The following is a 17,397-nucleotide window of genomic DNA, read 5'->3' as shown; positions in this document are numbered from 1 at the left end:
TTCGGTCGGTGCGCAGTGAAGGAAGCAGGTTGTCATGACAAGTGTGCTCGGTCGTCTCCCGAAGCGGGCGGGTTACGCGCTTGCGGTGCTGATGCTCGCCGAGATGGTGGTGGCGGTGCCGGCGGCTGAGGCTGCGGAATCGCAGTCGGCTCTTCAACTGCCGGAGCTGCGTACCGATGAGTCGGTGGCGATGACTGCGCTGGAGGCCGCGGGCTCTGGGTGGGTTGACCCGTCGGCGGATCAGGTGTGGGAGCAGGGCGTGGCAGCCGCGAGCGTTCCGGAACCTGCGGTATCGGTGTTCGATCTCGGTGCGGGCTGGTCGGCTTCTGAGCAGCGCGACGATGAAGGGCCGGTACGAGTGCGTGCGCTGTCCTCGCATCCAGCGTGGGGAGGTGACCGCGCATCCGGTACGGCGCGGGTAGAGCTGTTCGACCAGGCGACCGCCGAGGCGGCCGGCGTGGCGGGGGTGCTGTTTGAGGTGACTCCGAGCGGGTCGGGCATGGCCGAGATGTTGGTGGACTATGGGGAGTTCGCTGCCTTGTACGGAGGCGGGTGGGCGTCGCGGCTCCAACTGTTGGAGTTGCCAGCCTGCGCGGCCACAACTCCGCAGGCGGCGGAGTGTCTAGCGGTGCGTCCGGTGGAGGCCCGTAACGAGGTGTCTGAGCAGCGGTTGTCGGCTTCGATTCAGCTCGACCAGCAGAGCGACGCTGATGATGGGGCTGGATCGGGGCGGGTTTTCGCGGTGACAGCGTTGGCGTCATCGCAGGGCGCCGGTGACTACCGAGCGACGGACCTGGAGCCAACCGGGTCGTGGACGGCGGGCGGGCACGACGGGGCGTTCACGTATGCGTACCCGTTGCGGGTGCCGCCGGCCAACGGGCCGGTGCCGTCGGTGGCGTTGACCTACTCCAGCGCGTCGCACGACGGGCGGACCAGCGGCCGGAACAGCCAAGCGTCGTGGGCCGGTGACGGCTGGACGTATGAGCCAGGGTTTATCGAGCGGTCGTACAAGCCCTGTTCGTTGGATGAGGATGGCAGCAACAACCCGCAGGCAACCGGAGACCAGTGTTGGGACGGTGACGGCGCCAGCGTGACGATGTCGCTCAATGGCACCAACACCACCCTGGTCTTGGATGATGCGACCGGGGTATGGCGGGCGAGCGTGGACACCAACTGGCGTATCGAGTTGTTGGGGTCGCCGGCCTCCCACAGTAGTCCGACGAGTGAGCGGTGGCGGGTGACGACGCCGGATGGTACGCAGTACTACTTCGCCGGGGAGGCTGCCGCGTCGAGTTCGCGGTGGACGATGCCGGTGTTCGGGAACCATCCGGGTGAGCCGTGTCGTCAAAGCGCGTTCGAGGATTCGTCGTGTCGGCAGGCGTACCGGTGGATGGTGGACAAGGTCGTAGATGTGCACGGCAACATGGTCCGTTACTTCTACGCCACCACCACGGGGCATTATGGTGCGGCTGGTGACTCGAACAATCGGGTGGGGTATCACCGGGCTGGCCGCCTGGTCCGGATCGAGTATGGGCTACGTGACGGGCAGTCGAGCGTGCCGGCGACCGCCCGGGTGCTGTTCGATACTGAATATCGGTGTTTTGACGACTGCGGATCTGCGTCCAATCCGGAGGAGGAGAACTGGCCGGACACTCCCTGGGATCTGCACTGTGACTCCGCCCCGTGCACGACGCAGTTGTCGCCAGTGTTCTTCTCGACCGATCGGCTGAACCGGGTCCGCACGGAGGTTCGTGACGGTAGCGGGTTTCGGCAGGTGGACTCCTGGGATTTGGAGCATGAGTTCAAAGATTACGGCGATGACGAGCAGGTGACGTTGTGGCTTAAGTCGATTCGCCACACCGGCCACGTGGGGGGTGAGGCGTCGCTGCCAAAGCTGGAGTTCGGCGGGGAGGCGTTGCCGAACCGGGTGGATGCCGCGCCGGGGGTGCCGGTGATGTGGCGGTGGCGCATGTCGTCGATCAAGACTGAGACCGGTTCTGTCGTCACCGTCGGCTACGACGACCCACAATGCACGCCAGGCAACCTTCCCAGCAACGCGCACAGTAACTCGATGCGGTGTTATCCGGTCCGGTGGACCCCGGAGTTTCACACCGAGCCGATCCAGGACTGGTTCCACAAGTATGTGGTGACCTCGGTAGTGGAGACCGACACCACCGGTGGGATGCCGGCGGTGGAGACCTACTACCAGTACGCCACCTCTGGTGGCGGCACATCGGTGCTGTGGGCGTTCGACGACTCCGAGTTCACCGAGGATGAGCACCGCACCTACAACCAGTGGCGTGGGTTCGCGCAAGTCACCACCCGGGTGGGTGATCCGGCGCAGCCGCAGACCCGTACCCGCAGCCGGTTCTACCGCGGCATGCATGGCCAGCCGCTCCCCTCGGGTGGTACCCGCAGTGTCAGTCTTACGGATGCGGAGGGTAATACCGTCACCGACCATGAGGCGCTAGCCGGTCGGGTGTGGGAGAACCTGTCTTACGACGGGTCAACCGTGGTCGAAGGTGCGACGTATGAGTTCTGGCGGCGCCGGACCGCCCGTCGGGACCGGGACCACGACGGCGGCAGCGTAGACGCGTGGTTGACCGGCCTGACGGTGGAGAAGTCCCGTACCCGGCTGACCTCGTCTGCGTGGCAGCGCACCGAGACCCGCACCAGCTTCGACAACGAAGGCCGGGTCACCCAGGTAAACAGCCTCGGCGACGTAGCCCACTCGGGTGACGAGTACTGCGAACGTATCGAGTATGCGCCTAACAGCAGCGTGTGGATCCGAAACACGGTCAAGCGGTCGGAGACGGTCGCGGTGCCCTGCGGCACGTCACCGTCGCGGCCAGACGATGTTGTCTCCGACACCCTCACGTTTTACGACGGGTCCAACACCCACGGGGCTACCCCGAGCAAGGGGTTGGCCACCCGGGTGGATGTGCTCGACGACTGGGATAGCGGCCCGGTCTATGTCACCACGGTCCGTACCAGCCATGACCCGCTGGGCCGGGCGGTGGAGGCAACTGACGCGCTGGAGCGTACGTCGACTACCAGCTACACCCCGGCCGGGCCGGGACCACTGGTCGAACAGACGACCACCAATCCGCTGGGGCACCAGTCCACCACCGAACTTGAGCCGGCGTGGGGCGCTCCGGTGGCGACGGTCGAACCTAACGGGCGCCGTACTGATCTGGCCTACGACCCGATGGGACGCTCGACCAGTGTGTGGCTGCCGGGACGAAACAAGGGCAGCCAGAGCCCGAACCTGCAGTTCGAGTACCTGGTCCGGGACAATGCGCCGTCGGCGGTGACCACCCAGACCATGAACCACGCCGGGGACTACGTCGTCCAGGTGATGCTGTTCGACTCGCTGCTTCGCGAGCGGCAGATCCAGGCCGAGACCGCAGACCACGGACGGCTGGTCACCGAGACCGTCTACGACACCCAGGGGCGGGTGGAGGAAGATTTCGGTCCGAACTACAACGACGATCCGCCGGACACCACGATTGTGCGGGCGCGGGAGGACGAGTCGGCGCGCCGGTTCGAATATCTCTACGACGGGGCCAGCCGTCCCACAGCCGAGATCTTCTACAACAAGCATGAGGAGCGGTGGCGCACCACCACCAGCTACGGCGGCACCAGCAGCGGGTTCATGGTTACCGTGCAGCCGCCCGATGGCGCCCCCGCGAGCGCCACTATCACCGACGCTCGCGGCCGGATTACCCAACGACGGACCTACCAGTCCAATACTCCAGGCGGAAGCTACGACGCGCTCACCTACGACTATTCGCCGGCCGGTCGGCTGGAGACGATGACCGACCAGGCGGGAAATCAGTGGACCTGGCAGCACGACCTACGCGGCAGGGAGACCGCCGCGCACGACCCGGACGCGGGCACCACCACAACCGAGTACGACGCCGCCGGGCAGGTCGTTTCGACCACCGACGCCCGGGGCCAGACCACTATCAACAGCTACGACGACCTGGGGCGGCAGGTCACCCGCCACACCGGCTCCGGCACTCTGCTGGCCGACTGGGAGTACGACACCGCGATTGGCGGCATCGGCCTACCGGCAAAGGCCACCCGTTGGCACGACGGCGAGGCCTACGTCACCGAGACCTACGCCTATAACGCGCTCGGCCTGTCGGCCTTGGAGGCCATCACCCTGCCGCAGGCCGAGGGAGAACTCGCCGGCTGGCACTGGGTTAGTCAGAACTACTACCCCAACGGGCAGTCCAGCGGGATCGGGTTCCAAAGCGCCGGCGACGTCGAAGGCGGTGGACTGGCCCGGTTCTACGACCATGTGGGTAACCCCGACCAGCTGATCTTCCACGGCGACGATAACGGCACCACTGTAATCGTCGACCAGGCTTCATACACGCCCTTTAATGAAATCCAGTCCCGTGTGCTCGGAAGCTCGGGTGGAAGGCAGGCCGGTCACGCGTTCGCCTATGAGGAGGACACCCGCCGGCTGGAACGTACTGCCTTCACCCGAGAGGCGAGCATCCCGTTCGTCGCCGATGTGCGGTACACCTATGACGACGCGGGCAACGTCCTGTCTATCGCCGACGTACCCGAAGGGCTTCCAGGCAACCACGAGCTCCAGTGCTTTGAGTATGACCACAACCGGCGGTTGATTGAGGCGTGGGCGCAGGGCGACACGGAGCAGTGCGCCAGCACCCCGAGCATGAACGTATTGGGTGGGCCGGCGCCGTACTGGCACTCCTACGATCACGACACCACCGGTAACCGCACCTCCGAAACCCTCCGGAAACCAAACACCAGCCCGGTCACCCGCACGTATAGCTATCCTCAGGCTGGGCAGTCGCAACCCCACACCCTGCAGCAAGTCACCACCAACAGCGGCGCGGGGCAGGACATCACCTACACCTACGACCAGGCCGGCAACACCACCAGCCGCGACGTCGACGGCCATGTCCAGACGCTTGAGTGGGACGCCGAAGGCCGGATCGAGTCCGTTGATGATGGTGGCGACACCATCCGTATGGTCTACGACGCCGACGGTAGCCGGCTCATCCGCGACGATGGTGACCAGGTCACCGCTTACCTGCCCCACACTGAGCTCACCTGGAACAAGACCACCGACACCCTGGACGCGACCCGGTACTTCACCCACAACGGCCAAGTGGTTGCCACCTGCACCGGAAGCGATGTAGCCGACTGGGTTTGGATGGGAGCCGATCACCACGGCACTACCACCACCCACGCGGTCAACGCCTTCACCGCCGTCGAGCAGGTCCGCCGGATGGACCCCTACGGCAACCCCCGCGGACCGGCGCCCCACGCCTGGCCAGGGCAGCAATCCTTCGTCGGCGGCATCGAAGACCCGACCGGGCTGATCCATATCGGCGCCCGCAGCTACGACCCCACCACCGGTCGTTTTCTGTCTGCCGACCCCATCATCGCGCTGGACGACGACCAGCAGATCAACGGTTACGCCTACGCCCACAACAACCCCATCACCCATACCGACCCGACAGGGCTGTTCACCAGCGTCAACGGCGTGCCGTGCATCGACGGCGACTGCTCGTATCACAACCCGGACGGCAGCGTCAAAAACCGGGACCAGTGCAAGGCAACCGGCGGCTGCGGCCGTGGCCCAGGTAGCAGCACCGCCGCCCGGGGCAGCAGCGGCAACTCAATCGGCGCCGGTGGCGGCGGCGGTTCGGGCGGGCCACCGGCAGCCGCCGCCTACGACCCGGACGTCATCCGAGCCCAAGAAATCAAAGAACAGAGCCTGCTCGATGTGATTCTGGTCGCCGGTGGCGAGATCCTGATGGAGTTCTTCGGGATCAACGACATCCTCGACTGCGTACAAAAGGGCGACATCGGCGCCTGCGCCTGGGCGCTGGTGGGTGCCCTGCCCTGGGGCAAGGTCCTCAAAGCCAAAAAGATCATCGGTTCGTTCTGGGACGCCGGCAAGGCGGTGATGCGCTGGCGCGACAACACCAGATGGGCCGACGACGTGCTACGACGCGCCGAGAAATGTTCAGTCAACAGTTTCCTGCCCGGAACCGCGGTACTGCTCGCCAACGGTCAGACCACACCGATCGAGGACGTCGAGGTCGGTGACCTCGTCCTCGCTACTGACCCTGAGACCGGCCAGACCGAGGCGAAACAGGTCATTGCCACCATCTTCGGCGACGGCGACAAGGCACTGGTGGAGGTGACGATCGACATCGTTGGCCCGACCACCACCGAGGCCACGATGACGGTGGTGGCCACCGACGGACACCCCTTCTGGGTCGCCTCCACGCAACAGTGGCTCGACGCCTCCGACCTGCAGGAAGGCCAGTGGCTGCAAACCGCCGCCGGCACCCAGGCCCAGATCACCTCCACCGAGCAGTACACCACCACCGCGGACGTGTACAACCTGACAGTCGCCGACATCCACACGTACTATGTAATAGCCGGTGATACACCCATACTCGTTCATAACTGCAATACGTGGTCAGGCTCGAACCGCCTAGCCGAAAAGCACAAGAAACACGGAACGGAGATGGGTGCTCAATCCGAGAGGGAGTACGCCGAGGGTGCCATTGATCTCACTTGCTTGTGCGATGGTGGCAGGCCAGGCGTTGTGAGGCGAACGAACTCGGTCTCAGGGAAGACCTATCACTACGATCCCCAGACGGGCGAGTTTGCCATTACCCACGGACAGCATGGCATTCTGAACTATTACAACCTAGATGGCGGGATGAAGTCCTTCAACGGCCTTCCTGGGGATTTAAATTGATCCACCTGGACACTATTGGAGCGTGCTGTGAGCTTCGAGGACGCTTACTTGGCAGCAAGAATTGATCTCGGCCTGCCCCCTCGCCCCAAGGTGATGAGATCTCTGGATGAGCTGGTATCGCGGTGGGTCGAATTTGTGGCTGAATGCGAAACGTCATATCAAGGCGACCTCGACGAGTACTACAATTTCATTGGCCTTAGGAGTATGTTATCTGACTTTTTCGCAAATAAGAGGATTATTGCATACCCGGATGTTGTGGACTGCATTTTCAACGTGGTCCAGGCGGATCGACGTTTGGTTGCATTGCTGGACCATGAACAGCCCATTGACGTCGCGAGAGACATGATTGATGACGGCACAGCGTGGTACTGGCATTTCTTCCCACGCTACTGTGGCCCGGCTCTCGCCCAGGAAATCCACGCGAACTACCAGATAACCCTCGAAGTGAGAGGTGGGTAAGCAGGCTGGCCCCAGGTCAGAGTCGGGTAGCCGGCGTCTTTGTGATCGCGCTCCGACGTCTAGGTATTCGGCGTCGGAGCGCAGCTTTGGTGAGAGTGGGTTAGGTCGTGTCCGTCGCGAAGTATATTGTCCATGAATCTCCCGTAGGACGCGCCAGCTCGAACTATCTTGTGATGGTGGATCTTGAGGCCTATGGCTTTGCGGGCACCCTGGAACAGATTTGGTTGAGGCCGCTTGATAGCAAGGCCTACGAAGTCTCGTGTATTCCATTCCGGGTATACGGGCTAGCGCTCAACGATGTGGTGGAACTCGATGCTGATGGGAAGAAGGTAGTCGGAGTGGTCAGGCGCTCCGGACATCGCGTCTTCCGCGTTCTTTTGACGCCTTTGCTATCTGTATCAAAGTTGGACGAGGTGCGGAATTCTGTTACCGGTGCCATCATTGACGATGCCCTGAAAGCTGAGTGGAGCGGGGATCGGCATGTTGCTGTTGACGTGCCGCCTAACGGCTGGGATAAGGGTCCGAGGTTCCGAGGTACTGGAGGACCTCACTCGGGAATTGAGCCTCCAATCTACTACCCTAGAGGTGGCGGGCGCGGGATTCCGGCCGAGGGAGAAAACCTCCCTCGAGGTTACTAGATAGGAGAAGTTGATGTCGGATGAAAGGGCCGGCGTGATCCTTCGCGCTGCATTTCCTGACGTTGGCTCCGACGATCCGGTTGCCTATTTCGGAAATCAAGGGGATGTATTCCAGGCGCTGAGTTTTGCCTGGCTCTTCTGGCCTCGACTGGTCGAGCTGCATGGAGCTGTCTTCATCGCTCTGAACGGGGACGACGAGGCCGAGATTTCTGCTCGGTTGAGGAGGCCACTAGCCGATACCGATGCGAGTTGGCCTCCAATGGCGTGGTCGGCTGCGGTAGATAGCTACAACTGGTTTGAGGTAGAGCAGCTGTTCTTGAGGTGGCGAGGGCCGCGTGAGTTCGTGACCGACGCCGAGGAAGAGCTGGCTGAAACATTGGTTAAGACATGGCGGGCTCGGCTGGCTGACGGGTATCCGGAGCGGCGTTTCGCTGTAACCTTGACTTTGGCTAATGAATCCGCCGGGTTGAGGATCGTAGTGCGTCAGGAGTCACCTCGGTTGGAAACCCCCAGGAGTTGGGATGAGCGACGTAGGTTCATTTCCTGAATAGGGCGAGGGCCCAGGGCCGTTGCGAGTCGTTGATTGGGCGGGTACGCGAGGAGGTCGCCGCCGGCCACCAGGTGTACGTGGTCTGTCCGCGGATCGGCGACTCCGAGCCGGAGGCAGGGCCGTTGCGTAGTCGTTGATTGGGCGGGCTGACCTGGGCTGATGTGGACGGCTGGTGCGCTTGGGGCAGGTGCGGCCCGCGCGGTGATCATGGAGTTGCTGAAGCCCTCACGACTCCCAGAAGGACCGCACCTGCTGATGTCATCTTCGCTGATCGACGCTGTCCGCCCCCACCTGCCCACTGACCTGGACACTCCCGATTGTCTCGACGCCGACGTGCAACGGGACCTGCTGTACGCCCTGGCCGAGGTTCCCGACCCACGGCAGCGCCGCGGGGTTCGCTACCGGCTGGCCAGCCTGCTGGCGGTGGCAGTCTGTGCGGTGCTGGCCGGAGCGTCCACGTTCGCCGCGATCGCGGACTGGGCTGCTGATCTGGATCCACCGGCCAGGCGCCGGTTGGGGTTGCTGGGGCGGATACCGGCCGGTAGTACGGTGTGGCGCTTCCTGGTCCGGGTGGATGCGACAGTGTTGCAGGCGGTACTGACCGGCTGGCTACGCCGCCGCATGCCGACTCGGCCTGCCGAACCAGGTCGCAGAGCTCGGGCGGTGATCGCGGTCGACGGCAAACTGCTACGCGGTGCCCGGCTACCCGCCGGTCGGCAGGTGCACCTGCTGGCGGCCTACGAGGTCGCCACCGGCATCGTGCTGGCCCAGGTCGCCGTCGAGGCGAAGTCGAACGAGAATCCGGCGTTCGCTCCGTTGCTGGATCAGGTGCAGGCACGGCTGGGCTCGCTTGCCGGCACGATCATCGTTGCCGACGCGCTGCACGCCCAGGTGGGCCACGCCCACACGGTGGCCGCCCACGGTGGGTATCTGATGGTCACGGTGAAGGCCAACCGGCCCACACTGCTGGAGCAACTACGTACGCTGCCGTGGGCGCAGGTGCCGGTCGGGCACCGCACCCGCAGCCGCGCTCACGGCCGCCGCGAGACCCGCACCGTCAAGGCGGTCACCGTGGCCACGCCGGATGGGTTGCAGTTCCCGCATGCGGCCCAGGCGGTGCGGATCACCCGCACACGCACCCTCGGCGGCAAGACGACTCGCCAGACGGCCTACCTGGTGGTCAGCCTGCCCGCCGCAGACGCCCAGCCAGCTGACCTTGCCGACTGGTCCCGCCGCGCCTGGCACATCGAAAACCGTCTTCATTGGGTGAGGGACGTGACCTTCGGCGAGGATGCTCACCAGGCACGTACCGGCAACGGCCCCGCCGTGGCTGCGGTGCTACGCAACACCGCCATCGGCTTCCACCGCAGCAACGGCGAGCCCAACATCGCCCGCGCCACCAGACGAGCCAGCCGACGTCCCCACGACCTCATCGACGCCGTGACCAGCAGAACGAGAACGCAATAGCCCTGGAGCCGGAGGAGGCGCCGGCGCCTGAGTCCGAGTCGGCCGGCGAGGCCCGTCGGCCGCCGCTGGCGGTGCTGGAGGTGGCCGAATCGCTGGCGGCAGGTCCGCTGTCGGAGCTGCGGGTGCGGGTGTTGCATGGCCGGTTGCCGGCTGATGAGAAGGACCCAGTCACGGGCGTTCGCCGCTGGCGAGGTCGATGTGGTGGTCTCGACCACGGTGGTCGAAGTGGGAGTGGATGTCCCCAACGCCACCATGATGATCGTGCTCGACGCCGACCGGTTCGGAGTGTCGCAGCTGCACCAGCTGCGCGGACGGGTAGGCCGCGGGTCGGCGCCAGGGCTGTGCCTGCTGGTAACCGAGGCGGAGGCGGAGACCCCGGCCCGGGAACGGTTGACAGCGGTAGCGTCGACTCTGGACGGATTCGAGCTGGCGGAGTTGGATGTCGAGCAGCGCCGGGAGGGGACGTGCTAGGCGCGATGCAGTCGGGCCGGCGCTCGCACCTGCGGCTGCTGTCGCTGCTGAAGGACGCGGATCTGATCGCGGAGGCGCGAGCCGAGGCGGAGCAGCTGCTAGCGGACGATCCGGAGTTGACCGACCATCCGGAGCTGGCGGCGGTGATTGAGGCCCTGGTGGACGAGGAGCGGGCGGAGTACCTCGAGAAGACCTGAGGTTCACCCGGTTTACCGGCGGTAGACCAGGGCGATCAGCTGCTCGGCGGCGGCGGCGGCGGTTCGGGCGGGCCACCGGCAGCCGCCGCCTACGACCCGGACGTCATCCGAGCCCAAGAAATCAAAGAACAGAGCCTGCTCGATGTGATTCTGGTCGCCGGTGGCGAGATCCTGATGGAGTTCTTCGGGATCAACGACATCCTCGACTGCGTACAAAAGGGCGACATCGGCGCCTGCGCCTGGGCGCTGGTGGGTGCCCTGCCCTGGGGCAAGGTCCTCAAAGCCAAAAAGATCATCGGTTCCTTCTGGGACGCCGGCAAGGCGGTGATGCGCTGGCGCGACAACACCAGATGGGCCGACGACGTGCTGCGGCGCGCAGGCTGTTCAGGCAACAGTTTCCTGCCCGGAACCGCGGTACTGCTGGCCAACGGCCAGACCAGACCGATCGAGGATGTCGAGGTCGGCGACCTCGTCCTCGCCACCGACCCCGAGACTGGCCAGACCCAGGCGAGAGAGGTCACCGCCACCATCTTCGGCACGGCGACAAAGCCCTGGTAGAGGTGACGATCGACATCGTCGGTCCGACCATCACCGAGGCCACGATGACGGTGGTGGCCACCGATGGGCACCCCTTCTGGGTCACCTCCACTCAGCAGTGGCTCGACGCCTCCGAGCTGCAGGAAGGCCAGTGGCTGCAGACCGCCGCCGGCACCCAGGCCCAGATCACCTCCACCGAGCAGTACACCACCACCGCGGACGTGTACAACCTGACCGTCGCCGACATCCACACGTACTATGTAACAGCCGGCAACACTCCCGTCCTGGTTCACAACGCCAATGAAGGCTGCCTGGTCACCCAGACGCTCGGCGCAGGCCCGTATGCTAAGGAGGGTGTTGGGCTTGTGAATGGCAACATAAAGGATCCTGGAGTAATAAAGCTCGTAAACGAGGCTGGCAACAAGCACGGTTGTCATACCTGTGGCGCGACGGCGCCTGGGACCAGCAGCGGTTCGTGGGTTCGGGATCATCAGCCGCCAACATCCCTAGCTGGGCGAGGTCCGCAAACCGCGTACCCTCAATGCATGGACTGCATGAGGCAGCAAGGTGGAATGGTCCGGCAGTTGGGAGAGGAGAATTATCATTTTCACCGATAACCTGCTGGGGTCGTTTACCGTCCCATTCGAGCATGGTCTGTTGGTCGTAGAAGACTCCGCCACTCGCGCCAGGCATGATAGTTGGATCGCTGCTGCTGAGCAGGTACACTTGGACCATGACTCCCTCTACCTGGGGGTGCAGGCTTCCGTAGACGGGCCGGTCTCGGTCGAGGTTTACGACGCGGATCTTCCCGAGGTGGCGACCGCGGAAATGACACTCCGCTACGGCGGAGAGATGCCGTTGTCATCACGCGTTCTCCGAGTGAGCGATTCTGACAATTTTGCTGTCCTCTCGCTGCGGACAAGAGGCGACAGTGTGCGTATTCGAGTTCTCGTCGATGATGACGAATGGCCGGCTCGGGTGGTCATCATTCTTATGTAGAAGAATTGGTGGGATTTTTGTGGGGAGACTGACCCTGATTCCTCACGGGTGTGATGTGGCTGGCTGACCCGACCGTTGTCTGTCGATGGCCGTGGATGGATCTGGTGGTTGGGTGTGTAGTGTCGGCGGCTGTCGCGCCGCTGGCGTGGGTTCCCTGGGCTCCTGGGTCGTTGGGATGGTGTTGTGGCTGGTCAGCCGGGCTGCGGGGTGGGTAGCGGCAGCTGGCGGATTTTGTCTATGGCGGTGGCGAGCGCCTCGGCCCAGGGCCAGTGGCGGGGCAGGCGTAGCCACCTGCGCCGCTGTCCGCGGGTGAGTCTGGCCGGGACGGCGAGCAGCCGGTAGCGCAGCGTCTTCGGTTCGGCGTGGGCCAGTTCGCCGGTCAAGGCCAGGAGTTTGAACCAGGCCAGCAGGTCGGCGGCGATCGTCACGGCGTGGCACCAGCCGGTGTTGATCTGCCAGGACTTGGAGGGCAGGTGGCCCGGGCCGGTGTCTTTGGTGGTGCGGACCTGGTCCTCGACGCGGGCGTGGGCACGGTGACGGGCGTCGAGCTGTTGCAGGTTCAGGCCGGTGGTGGTGGTGACGAAGCAGCTGTGCTTGTATCCGTCGAGGTGGAACAGGGTGGGCTGCTCGCCGGGGGCCTGCTTGCGTGGCTGGCTTTGTAGCAGCGGCTGGGTTCCGGCGTGGAGGTCTGTGGTAGACAGTGTTGTTTTCGTGGGAAGGCAGGGAAGGTTGAGCGCCGAAGGACAGGCCGTGGAGGTCGCTCGCCCAGGTTGGCGGACGGGCAGGCGGCGGTTGGTGTTTGCGGTGGTGGCTGCTGCTGTGGCTGCCGTGACCGCGGCGGTCGTGCTTACGCAGGTCGCACTGGGCGGTGGTTCGGGTGACGTGGTGGACGCCTCGGGGTTACCTGCGACCGTCGATTCTGCGGATGGGTCGGCCACGATCCCGGATGAGGGGCCGGTCGGTCGTGGAGAGATGCTTTACCAGTGTCGGGAGTGCGATGTGATGCTGGTGCTCGACAGTGGTGAGCAGCTTGCACTGACCGAGGATTTGGGGTTCGGCGCCTTGACGGCGTTCAGTCTTTCACCGGATGGGCGGTGGCTGGCGCACGGTGGGCCGGGCGGGACGGTGGTCCGTGATCTCATCGGCGAGGAGCGTCACTTCGTGGCGGCGCCGTTGGGTCCGGTGGTTTGGTCGGGGGAGAGCCGGTGGCTTCTTCTGGTGGAGTTCGGGTCCGGTGACGCCCCGGCCGGTTACTTTCTCGTGGACACCGATGATGGCTCTTTGGTCGAGGCGGCGGTGATTGCGGACCATGACTATGTGGCGGTGCTACCTGGTGGCGAGCTGATCGCCCTCGACCGGATGGTGGGTGCGGAGGAGCCGGTTGCGGTGGTGCATGGCGAGGTGGTGGTTCCCGGTCGGGAAGCGACATCGTCACTGGTGATCGATGCAGAGGATTGGCTCGAACCGGGTGAGACGCTTGTGGAGGCCGGGCAACTTGGCGGGGTGCAGTTCGTGCTGGACCCGGCCGGGGAGGGCGCTTACCTGTCCGTGTTTACCGGCACGTCTCCGGTGGCGTTGCTGCGCGTCACGTTGGCGGGGGAGGTGACGGATCGGGTTTCGCTCGCCTTCCCGTCGGAGCGGGGTTGGTGGGCGCTGGAAGGGCAGCTCGACGGTCAGCTCGTGGTGTCGCGCGCCCATATCCCCGAGCCTCGGAGCTTTGCTCGGACGCTCTACGCGGTCTTGCCCGATGGGGAGCTTCAGGAGCTGACGATCGTCAGCGGCGCCGACATGTTGCGACTTCCCGGCACCGGTGCCTTCGGTGGTTCGATGCTGTAGCGGCGCGACCGGTCGGCTCAGTGGTGGATGAGGCCGCCGACCGGGACGGCGGCGATGTGGCCTGTCGCCGGCCGGGTCTGCGCGAGGGTGAGACCAACATCGACCAGCGAGGATCGGCTGAGGCGGGCGACGTCCGGGATGGCGGTCCAGGCCGACTCGATGATGTCGCCGTCCGGTTCGGGGCGGAGGGTGCCGCCGGTGATCCGGACCTGGTAGTAGATGCCGATGTTCTGGTGCGTGACCCCCAACCGTGCCTCGGCGGCGGGTATCACCCGGGAATCGACGCCCAGCAGGCGTTCGACCACCGCCTCGTAGCCGGTCTCTTCGGTGATCTCCCGGGTGACCGTGTCGAACGGATCCTCGGTGTGTTCCACCTTGCCGCCGGGGAGGGTCCAGTGCGTGGTGCCGGCCGGTGATGCGCAGCGGGCTAGCAGGAGTCGGTCTTCCTCGATGCAGACCCCGTACGCCGCCAGCCGCAGACTCATCCTCGGACCTCCCACCCGGACCTTATCCCGGAGGCTGCGGTCATGATCTCGTCCGTTCGTGGGCGTAAACCGTAAACCTCTATCGTCAGCCTCGATGGATACACAGAGTATCCACCGAATGGCTGCTTGTCGCCGGGGGCGGCTGGTGCCACACTCCACTTAGTCGCATGTGGGAGCCTGTGCGCAGCGACAACGCAGAAGGGTGGCCTGGGTGGTGGGCGCCGCTCGGGCCGGGGGCGAATCCCTTCGTGCCCGCCGCACTCCGCGGTCGGGCCTTCCGTGGACCGGCGCTCCGGTTCACATCAGTCGGTTCGGACGGTCTGCCCTCCGCACATCGTGCCCGCGCCCGGCGCCCGCCGGGACCCCGTACGGTGCCCGGCGACGCGCCCGCCCCGCCGTTGGGTGTGCCAGGACAATCCTCCTGGCACGGCGACACAGGAGAACAATCATGAGGCTCGGTACGAGTCGATCCGGCCGGCGCGGCATCGTCGCGGTGGCCGCCGCGGGGGCGTTGGTCGCCGCCGCACTCGTGGTCCCTTCCCCAGCTCAGGCCGCGGTGGTCTGCAACGTCAGCTACCAGGCGAACACCTGGAACGAAGGGCCCAGCGCCGGCGGGTTCACCGCCGCGATCACCATCACCAACATCGAGGACCCGGTCTCCGGCTGGACCCTCCAGTTCACCCTCCCCGCCGGCCAGACCCGCACCGACAGCTGGTCGGCCAACTGGAGCGGCACCTCCGGCACCGTCACGGCCACCAACCTGTCGTGGAACGGCTCGCTGGGGACCGGCACCGCCACCACGATCGGGTTCAACGGCCGCTGGACCGGCAGCTACAGCAGCCCCACCGCGTTCACGCTCAACGGCGTGACCTGCAACGCGGGGTCGGGTGGACCTGGGCCGTCCCCCACCCCCACCGCGACGCCGACGGCGAGTCCCAGCCCGACGCCGAGCCCGACCTCGCCGCCGCCCGGCCAGCGGGTCGACAACCCGTACGCGGGCGCCGACGTCTACGTCAACCCGATCTGGCGGGCGAACGCCATGGCCGAGCCCGGCGGCAGCCGGATCGCCAACCAGCCCACCGGGGTGTGGCTGGACCGCACCAGCGCCATCTACGGAAACAACAGCCCGACCACCGGTGACATGGGCCTCGCTGACCACCTCGACGAGGCGGTCCGGCAGGACCAGGCCAACGGTGCGCAGCCGTTGGTCTTCCAGGTTGTGATCTACAACCTGCCGGGTCGTGACTGCTCGGCGCTGGCGTCCAATGGTGAGTTGGGACCGGAGGAGATCGGCCGGTACCGCACCGAATACATCGACGTGATCGCAGAAATCCTTGCCCGGCCGGCCTACCAGAACCTGCGGATCGTCACCATCATCGAGATCGACTCGCTGCCGAATCTGGTCACCAACGTCGACGGTGCCGCCGGCACCGACATGTGCCGGACCGTGCAGCAGAACGGCGCCTACGTCAACGGTGTCGGGTACGCGCTGGCCACGCTCGGTGCCGTCCCGAACGTCTACAACTATGTGGACGCCGCCCACCACGGCTGGATCGGTTGGGACGACAACTTCGGCCCGACCGCGCAGCTGCTCTTCCAGGCGGCGAACGCCTCCGGTGCGAGCCCGTCGGACGTGCACGGGTTCATCACCAATACTGCCAACTACTCGGCGCTGACCGAACCGTACATCGAAGTGAACGACACCACCCGGCCTTCGAGTTGGATCGACTGGAACCGGTACAACGACGAGCTGACCTTCGCCCAGGCGTTCCGGCAGCGGCTGGTGCAGGCCGGCTTCCCCAGCGGCGTCGGGATGCTGATCGACACCTCCCGCAACGGGTGGGGCGGCCCCGACCGGCCCAGCCAGGCGAGCTCCGCGTCCGATCTCAACACCCGGATCGACCAGTCCCGCATCGACCGGCGGATCCACAAGGGCAACTGGTGCAATCAGGCCGGCGCCGGACTGGGTGAACGGCCGACGTCGGCCCCGGCGGCCGGGATCGACGCGTACGTCTGGATCAAGCCGCCGGGCGAGTCGGACGGCTCGAGCAGGTTGATCCCGAACGACGAAGGGAAGGGCTTCGACGGGATGTGTGACCCCACGTACGGCGGGAACGCCCGCAATGGCAACAGTCCGAGCGGGGCGCTCGACAACGCGCCGGTCTCGGGCCACTGGTTCTCCGAACAGTTCCAGGAGCTGATGCGTAACGCGTACCCGCCGTTGTAGGGCGCGCCTGTACGGCTGACCGCCTGGCCCGCCCGGTCACACCGGGCGGGCCAGGCGCCCGGGCCGGGGCCGGTCACGCGCCCGGCGGGTAGAGCGCGACGGTGGCCCGGTGCCCGCCGCCGACCAGCTTCGCGTCCCGGGTCACCAGCGGGCAGCCGAGGACCTCCGCCAGAGCGACATACGCAGCGTCGTACGCGGTGAGGTTGTGCCGCAGGCTCCAGATCCGCTCCGCGAGCGCACTCATCGGATACCGGGTGATCCGGAGCCGCCCGACGAGGTGACGAGCGTGTTCCGCCCGCTCCGCACTGAGCTTCCGGCCAGCCACCAGCCCCCGCAGCGCGTGGAGGACCTCGACGTCGAGCAGGTGCGGGGCGTGGATCGGGTCGAGCGACAGCCGCTCCACCAGCGCCTGGTCAAGCTTGGCCGCCGTGAACACATGCACGATCGCCGAGCAGTCGGCGACGATCACCGTTCCCGTCCCGCGCGGATCACGGCGAGGATGTCGTCATCCTCGGCGCCGCCGCCGGCCTGCGCCAGCTCGCCTGCCCGCGCCAAGACCTCGGCGTTGGTCGGTCCGGCCGCAAGCTCGCTGAGCGCTTGCGCTACGTACGCCGAAAGGGACATCCTCGCCGCCGCCGCGCGAGCCTTGAGGATGTCGAGAACACCTTCGTCGAGGTCTCGGATCTGCAGGGTCTTGGTCGCCATCCGGCAATGGTAGCTGAATGGTGCAGCTATCACATGCAATCTGCACCTGGGTAAACCGACATGCCG

14 protein-coding genes and 1 pseudogene are annotated in these 17,397 nt (G+C 65.6%); 11 read left to right on the top strand and 4 right to left on the bottom strand.

All coding sequences use genetic code 11. The annotated features are described in order from the left end of the window. The first annotated feature begins 34 nt into the window (after positions 1 to 34). The 8 genes and pseudogenes from JQS43_RS18645 (at position 35) to JQS43_RS18610 (ending at position 11,696) form a co-directional block, all read left to right on the top strand. Entirely contained in the window at positions 35 to 6,760 is a 6,726-nt protein-coding gene (locus JQS43_RS18645; protein ID WP_239675673.1) for a polymorphic toxin-type HINT domain-containing protein, read from the top strand. A gap of 27 nt (positions 6,761 to 6,787) precedes the next feature. Continuing rightward, positions 6,788 to 7,219, top strand: a complete 432-nt coding sequence (locus tag JQS43_RS18640) for a hypothetical protein (protein ID WP_239675672.1) — start codon at positions 6,788 to 6,790, stop codon at positions 7,217 to 7,219. Between the two features lie 107 nt (positions 7,220 to 7,326). Further along, positions 7,327 to 7,857 (top strand): DUF4265 domain-containing protein, encoded by a 531-nt coding sequence (locus tag JQS43_RS18635; protein ID WP_239675671.1) that lies wholly within the window; start codon positions 7,327 to 7,329, stop codon positions 7,855 to 7,857. Between the two features lie 13 nt (positions 7,858 to 7,870). Next, a complete protein-coding gene (locus JQS43_RS18630; RefSeq protein ID WP_239675670.1) occupies positions 7,871 to 8,404 on the top strand; it encodes a hypothetical protein in 534 nt (177 codons plus the stop codon). A gap of 258 nt (positions 8,405 to 8,662) precedes the next feature. Continuing rightward, positions 8,663 to 9,874: an ISAs1 family transposase gene (locus JQS43_RS18625; RefSeq protein WP_239675669.1), complete on the top strand. Its 1,212-nt coding sequence runs from the start codon at positions 8,663 to 8,665 to the stop codon at positions 9,872 to 9,874. Positions 9,875 to 9,924: 50 nt separating this feature from the next. Further along, a pseudogene (locus JQS43_RS18620) lies at positions 9,925 to 10,542 on the top strand (helicase-related protein); the annotation flags it as partial. A 144-nt stretch (positions 10,543 to 10,686) separates the two neighbouring features. Continuing rightward, positions 10,687 to 11,100 (top strand): hypothetical protein, encoded by a 414-nt coding sequence (locus JQS43_RS18615; RefSeq protein WP_239675668.1) that lies wholly within the window; start codon positions 10,687 to 10,689, stop codon positions 11,098 to 11,100. A gap of 2 nt (positions 11,101 to 11,102) precedes the next feature. Next, positions 11,103 to 11,696, top strand: coding sequence for a polymorphic toxin-type HINT domain-containing protein (locus JQS43_RS18610; RefSeq protein ID WP_239675667.1), 594 nt, complete (start codon positions 11,103 to 11,105; stop codon positions 11,694 to 11,696). 573 nt (positions 11,697 to 12,269) lie between these two features. Here JQS43_RS18610 and JQS43_RS18605 read toward each other — a convergent pair. Beyond that, positions 12,270 to 12,635: a transposase gene (locus JQS43_RS18605; protein ID WP_239679492.1), complete on the bottom strand. Its 366-nt coding sequence runs from the start codon at positions 12,633 to 12,635 to the stop codon at positions 12,270 to 12,272. Between JQS43_RS18605 and JQS43_RS18600 the strand changes: the two genes are divergently transcribed. Together JQS43_RS18600 and JQS43_RS18595 are read left to right on the top strand one after the other, a co-directional pair. Then, entirely contained in the window at positions 12,552 to 12,740 is a 189-nt protein-coding gene (locus JQS43_RS18600; protein WP_239679592.1) for a hypothetical protein, read from the top strand. The two genes, JQS43_RS18605 and JQS43_RS18600, sit on opposite strands and share 84 nt — an antisense overlap. A 157-nt stretch (positions 12,741 to 12,897) precedes the next feature. Beyond that, on the top strand, positions 12,898 to 13,914 hold the full coding sequence (locus JQS43_RS18595) for a hypothetical protein (protein ID WP_239679591.1): 1,017 nt from the start codon (positions 12,898 to 12,900) through the stop codon (positions 13,912 to 13,914). Between the two features lie 17 nt (positions 13,915 to 13,931). On the opposite strand, the gene JQS43_RS18590 is transcribed toward JQS43_RS18595, so the two are convergent. Next, positions 13,932 to 14,399, bottom strand: coding sequence for an NUDIX hydrolase (locus tag JQS43_RS18590; RefSeq protein WP_239675666.1), 468 nt, complete (start codon positions 14,397 to 14,399; stop codon positions 13,932 to 13,934). A gap of 448 nt (positions 14,400 to 14,847) precedes the next feature. Here JQS43_RS18590 and JQS43_RS18585 point away from each other — a divergent pair, with 448 nt between their 5' ends. Then, positions 14,848 to 16,626, top strand: coding sequence for a glycoside hydrolase family 6 protein (locus JQS43_RS18585; RefSeq protein ID WP_239675665.1), 1,779 nt, complete (start codon positions 14,848 to 14,850; stop codon positions 16,624 to 16,626). A 73-nt stretch (positions 16,627 to 16,699) separates the two neighbouring features. On the opposite strand, the gene JQS43_RS18580 is transcribed toward JQS43_RS18585, so the two are convergent. Next, the gene (locus JQS43_RS18580; RefSeq protein ID WP_239675664.1) at positions 16,700 to 17,095 is read right to left on the bottom strand and encodes a type II toxin-antitoxin system VapC family toxin; all 396 of its coding nucleotides are present in this window, start codon (positions 17,093 to 17,095) and stop codon (positions 16,700 to 16,702) included. Beyond that, positions 17,092 to 17,331 (bottom strand): FitA-like ribbon-helix-helix domain-containing protein, encoded by a 240-nt coding sequence (locus JQS43_RS18575; RefSeq protein ID WP_239675663.1) that lies wholly within the window; start codon positions 17,329 to 17,331, stop codon positions 17,092 to 17,094. The genes JQS43_RS18580 and JQS43_RS18575 overlap by 4 nt, the downstream gene beginning before the upstream one ends. Positions 17,332 to 17,397: the final 66 nt, after the last annotated feature.

It is taken from the genome of Natronosporangium hydrolyticum, from assembly GCF_016925615.1.
Classification (GTDB): Bacteria; Actinomycetota; Actinomycetes; order Mycobacteriales; family Micromonosporaceae; genus Natronosporangium; species Natronosporangium hydrolyticum.
This window is presented reverse-complemented; position numbering and strand designations above follow the sequence as displayed.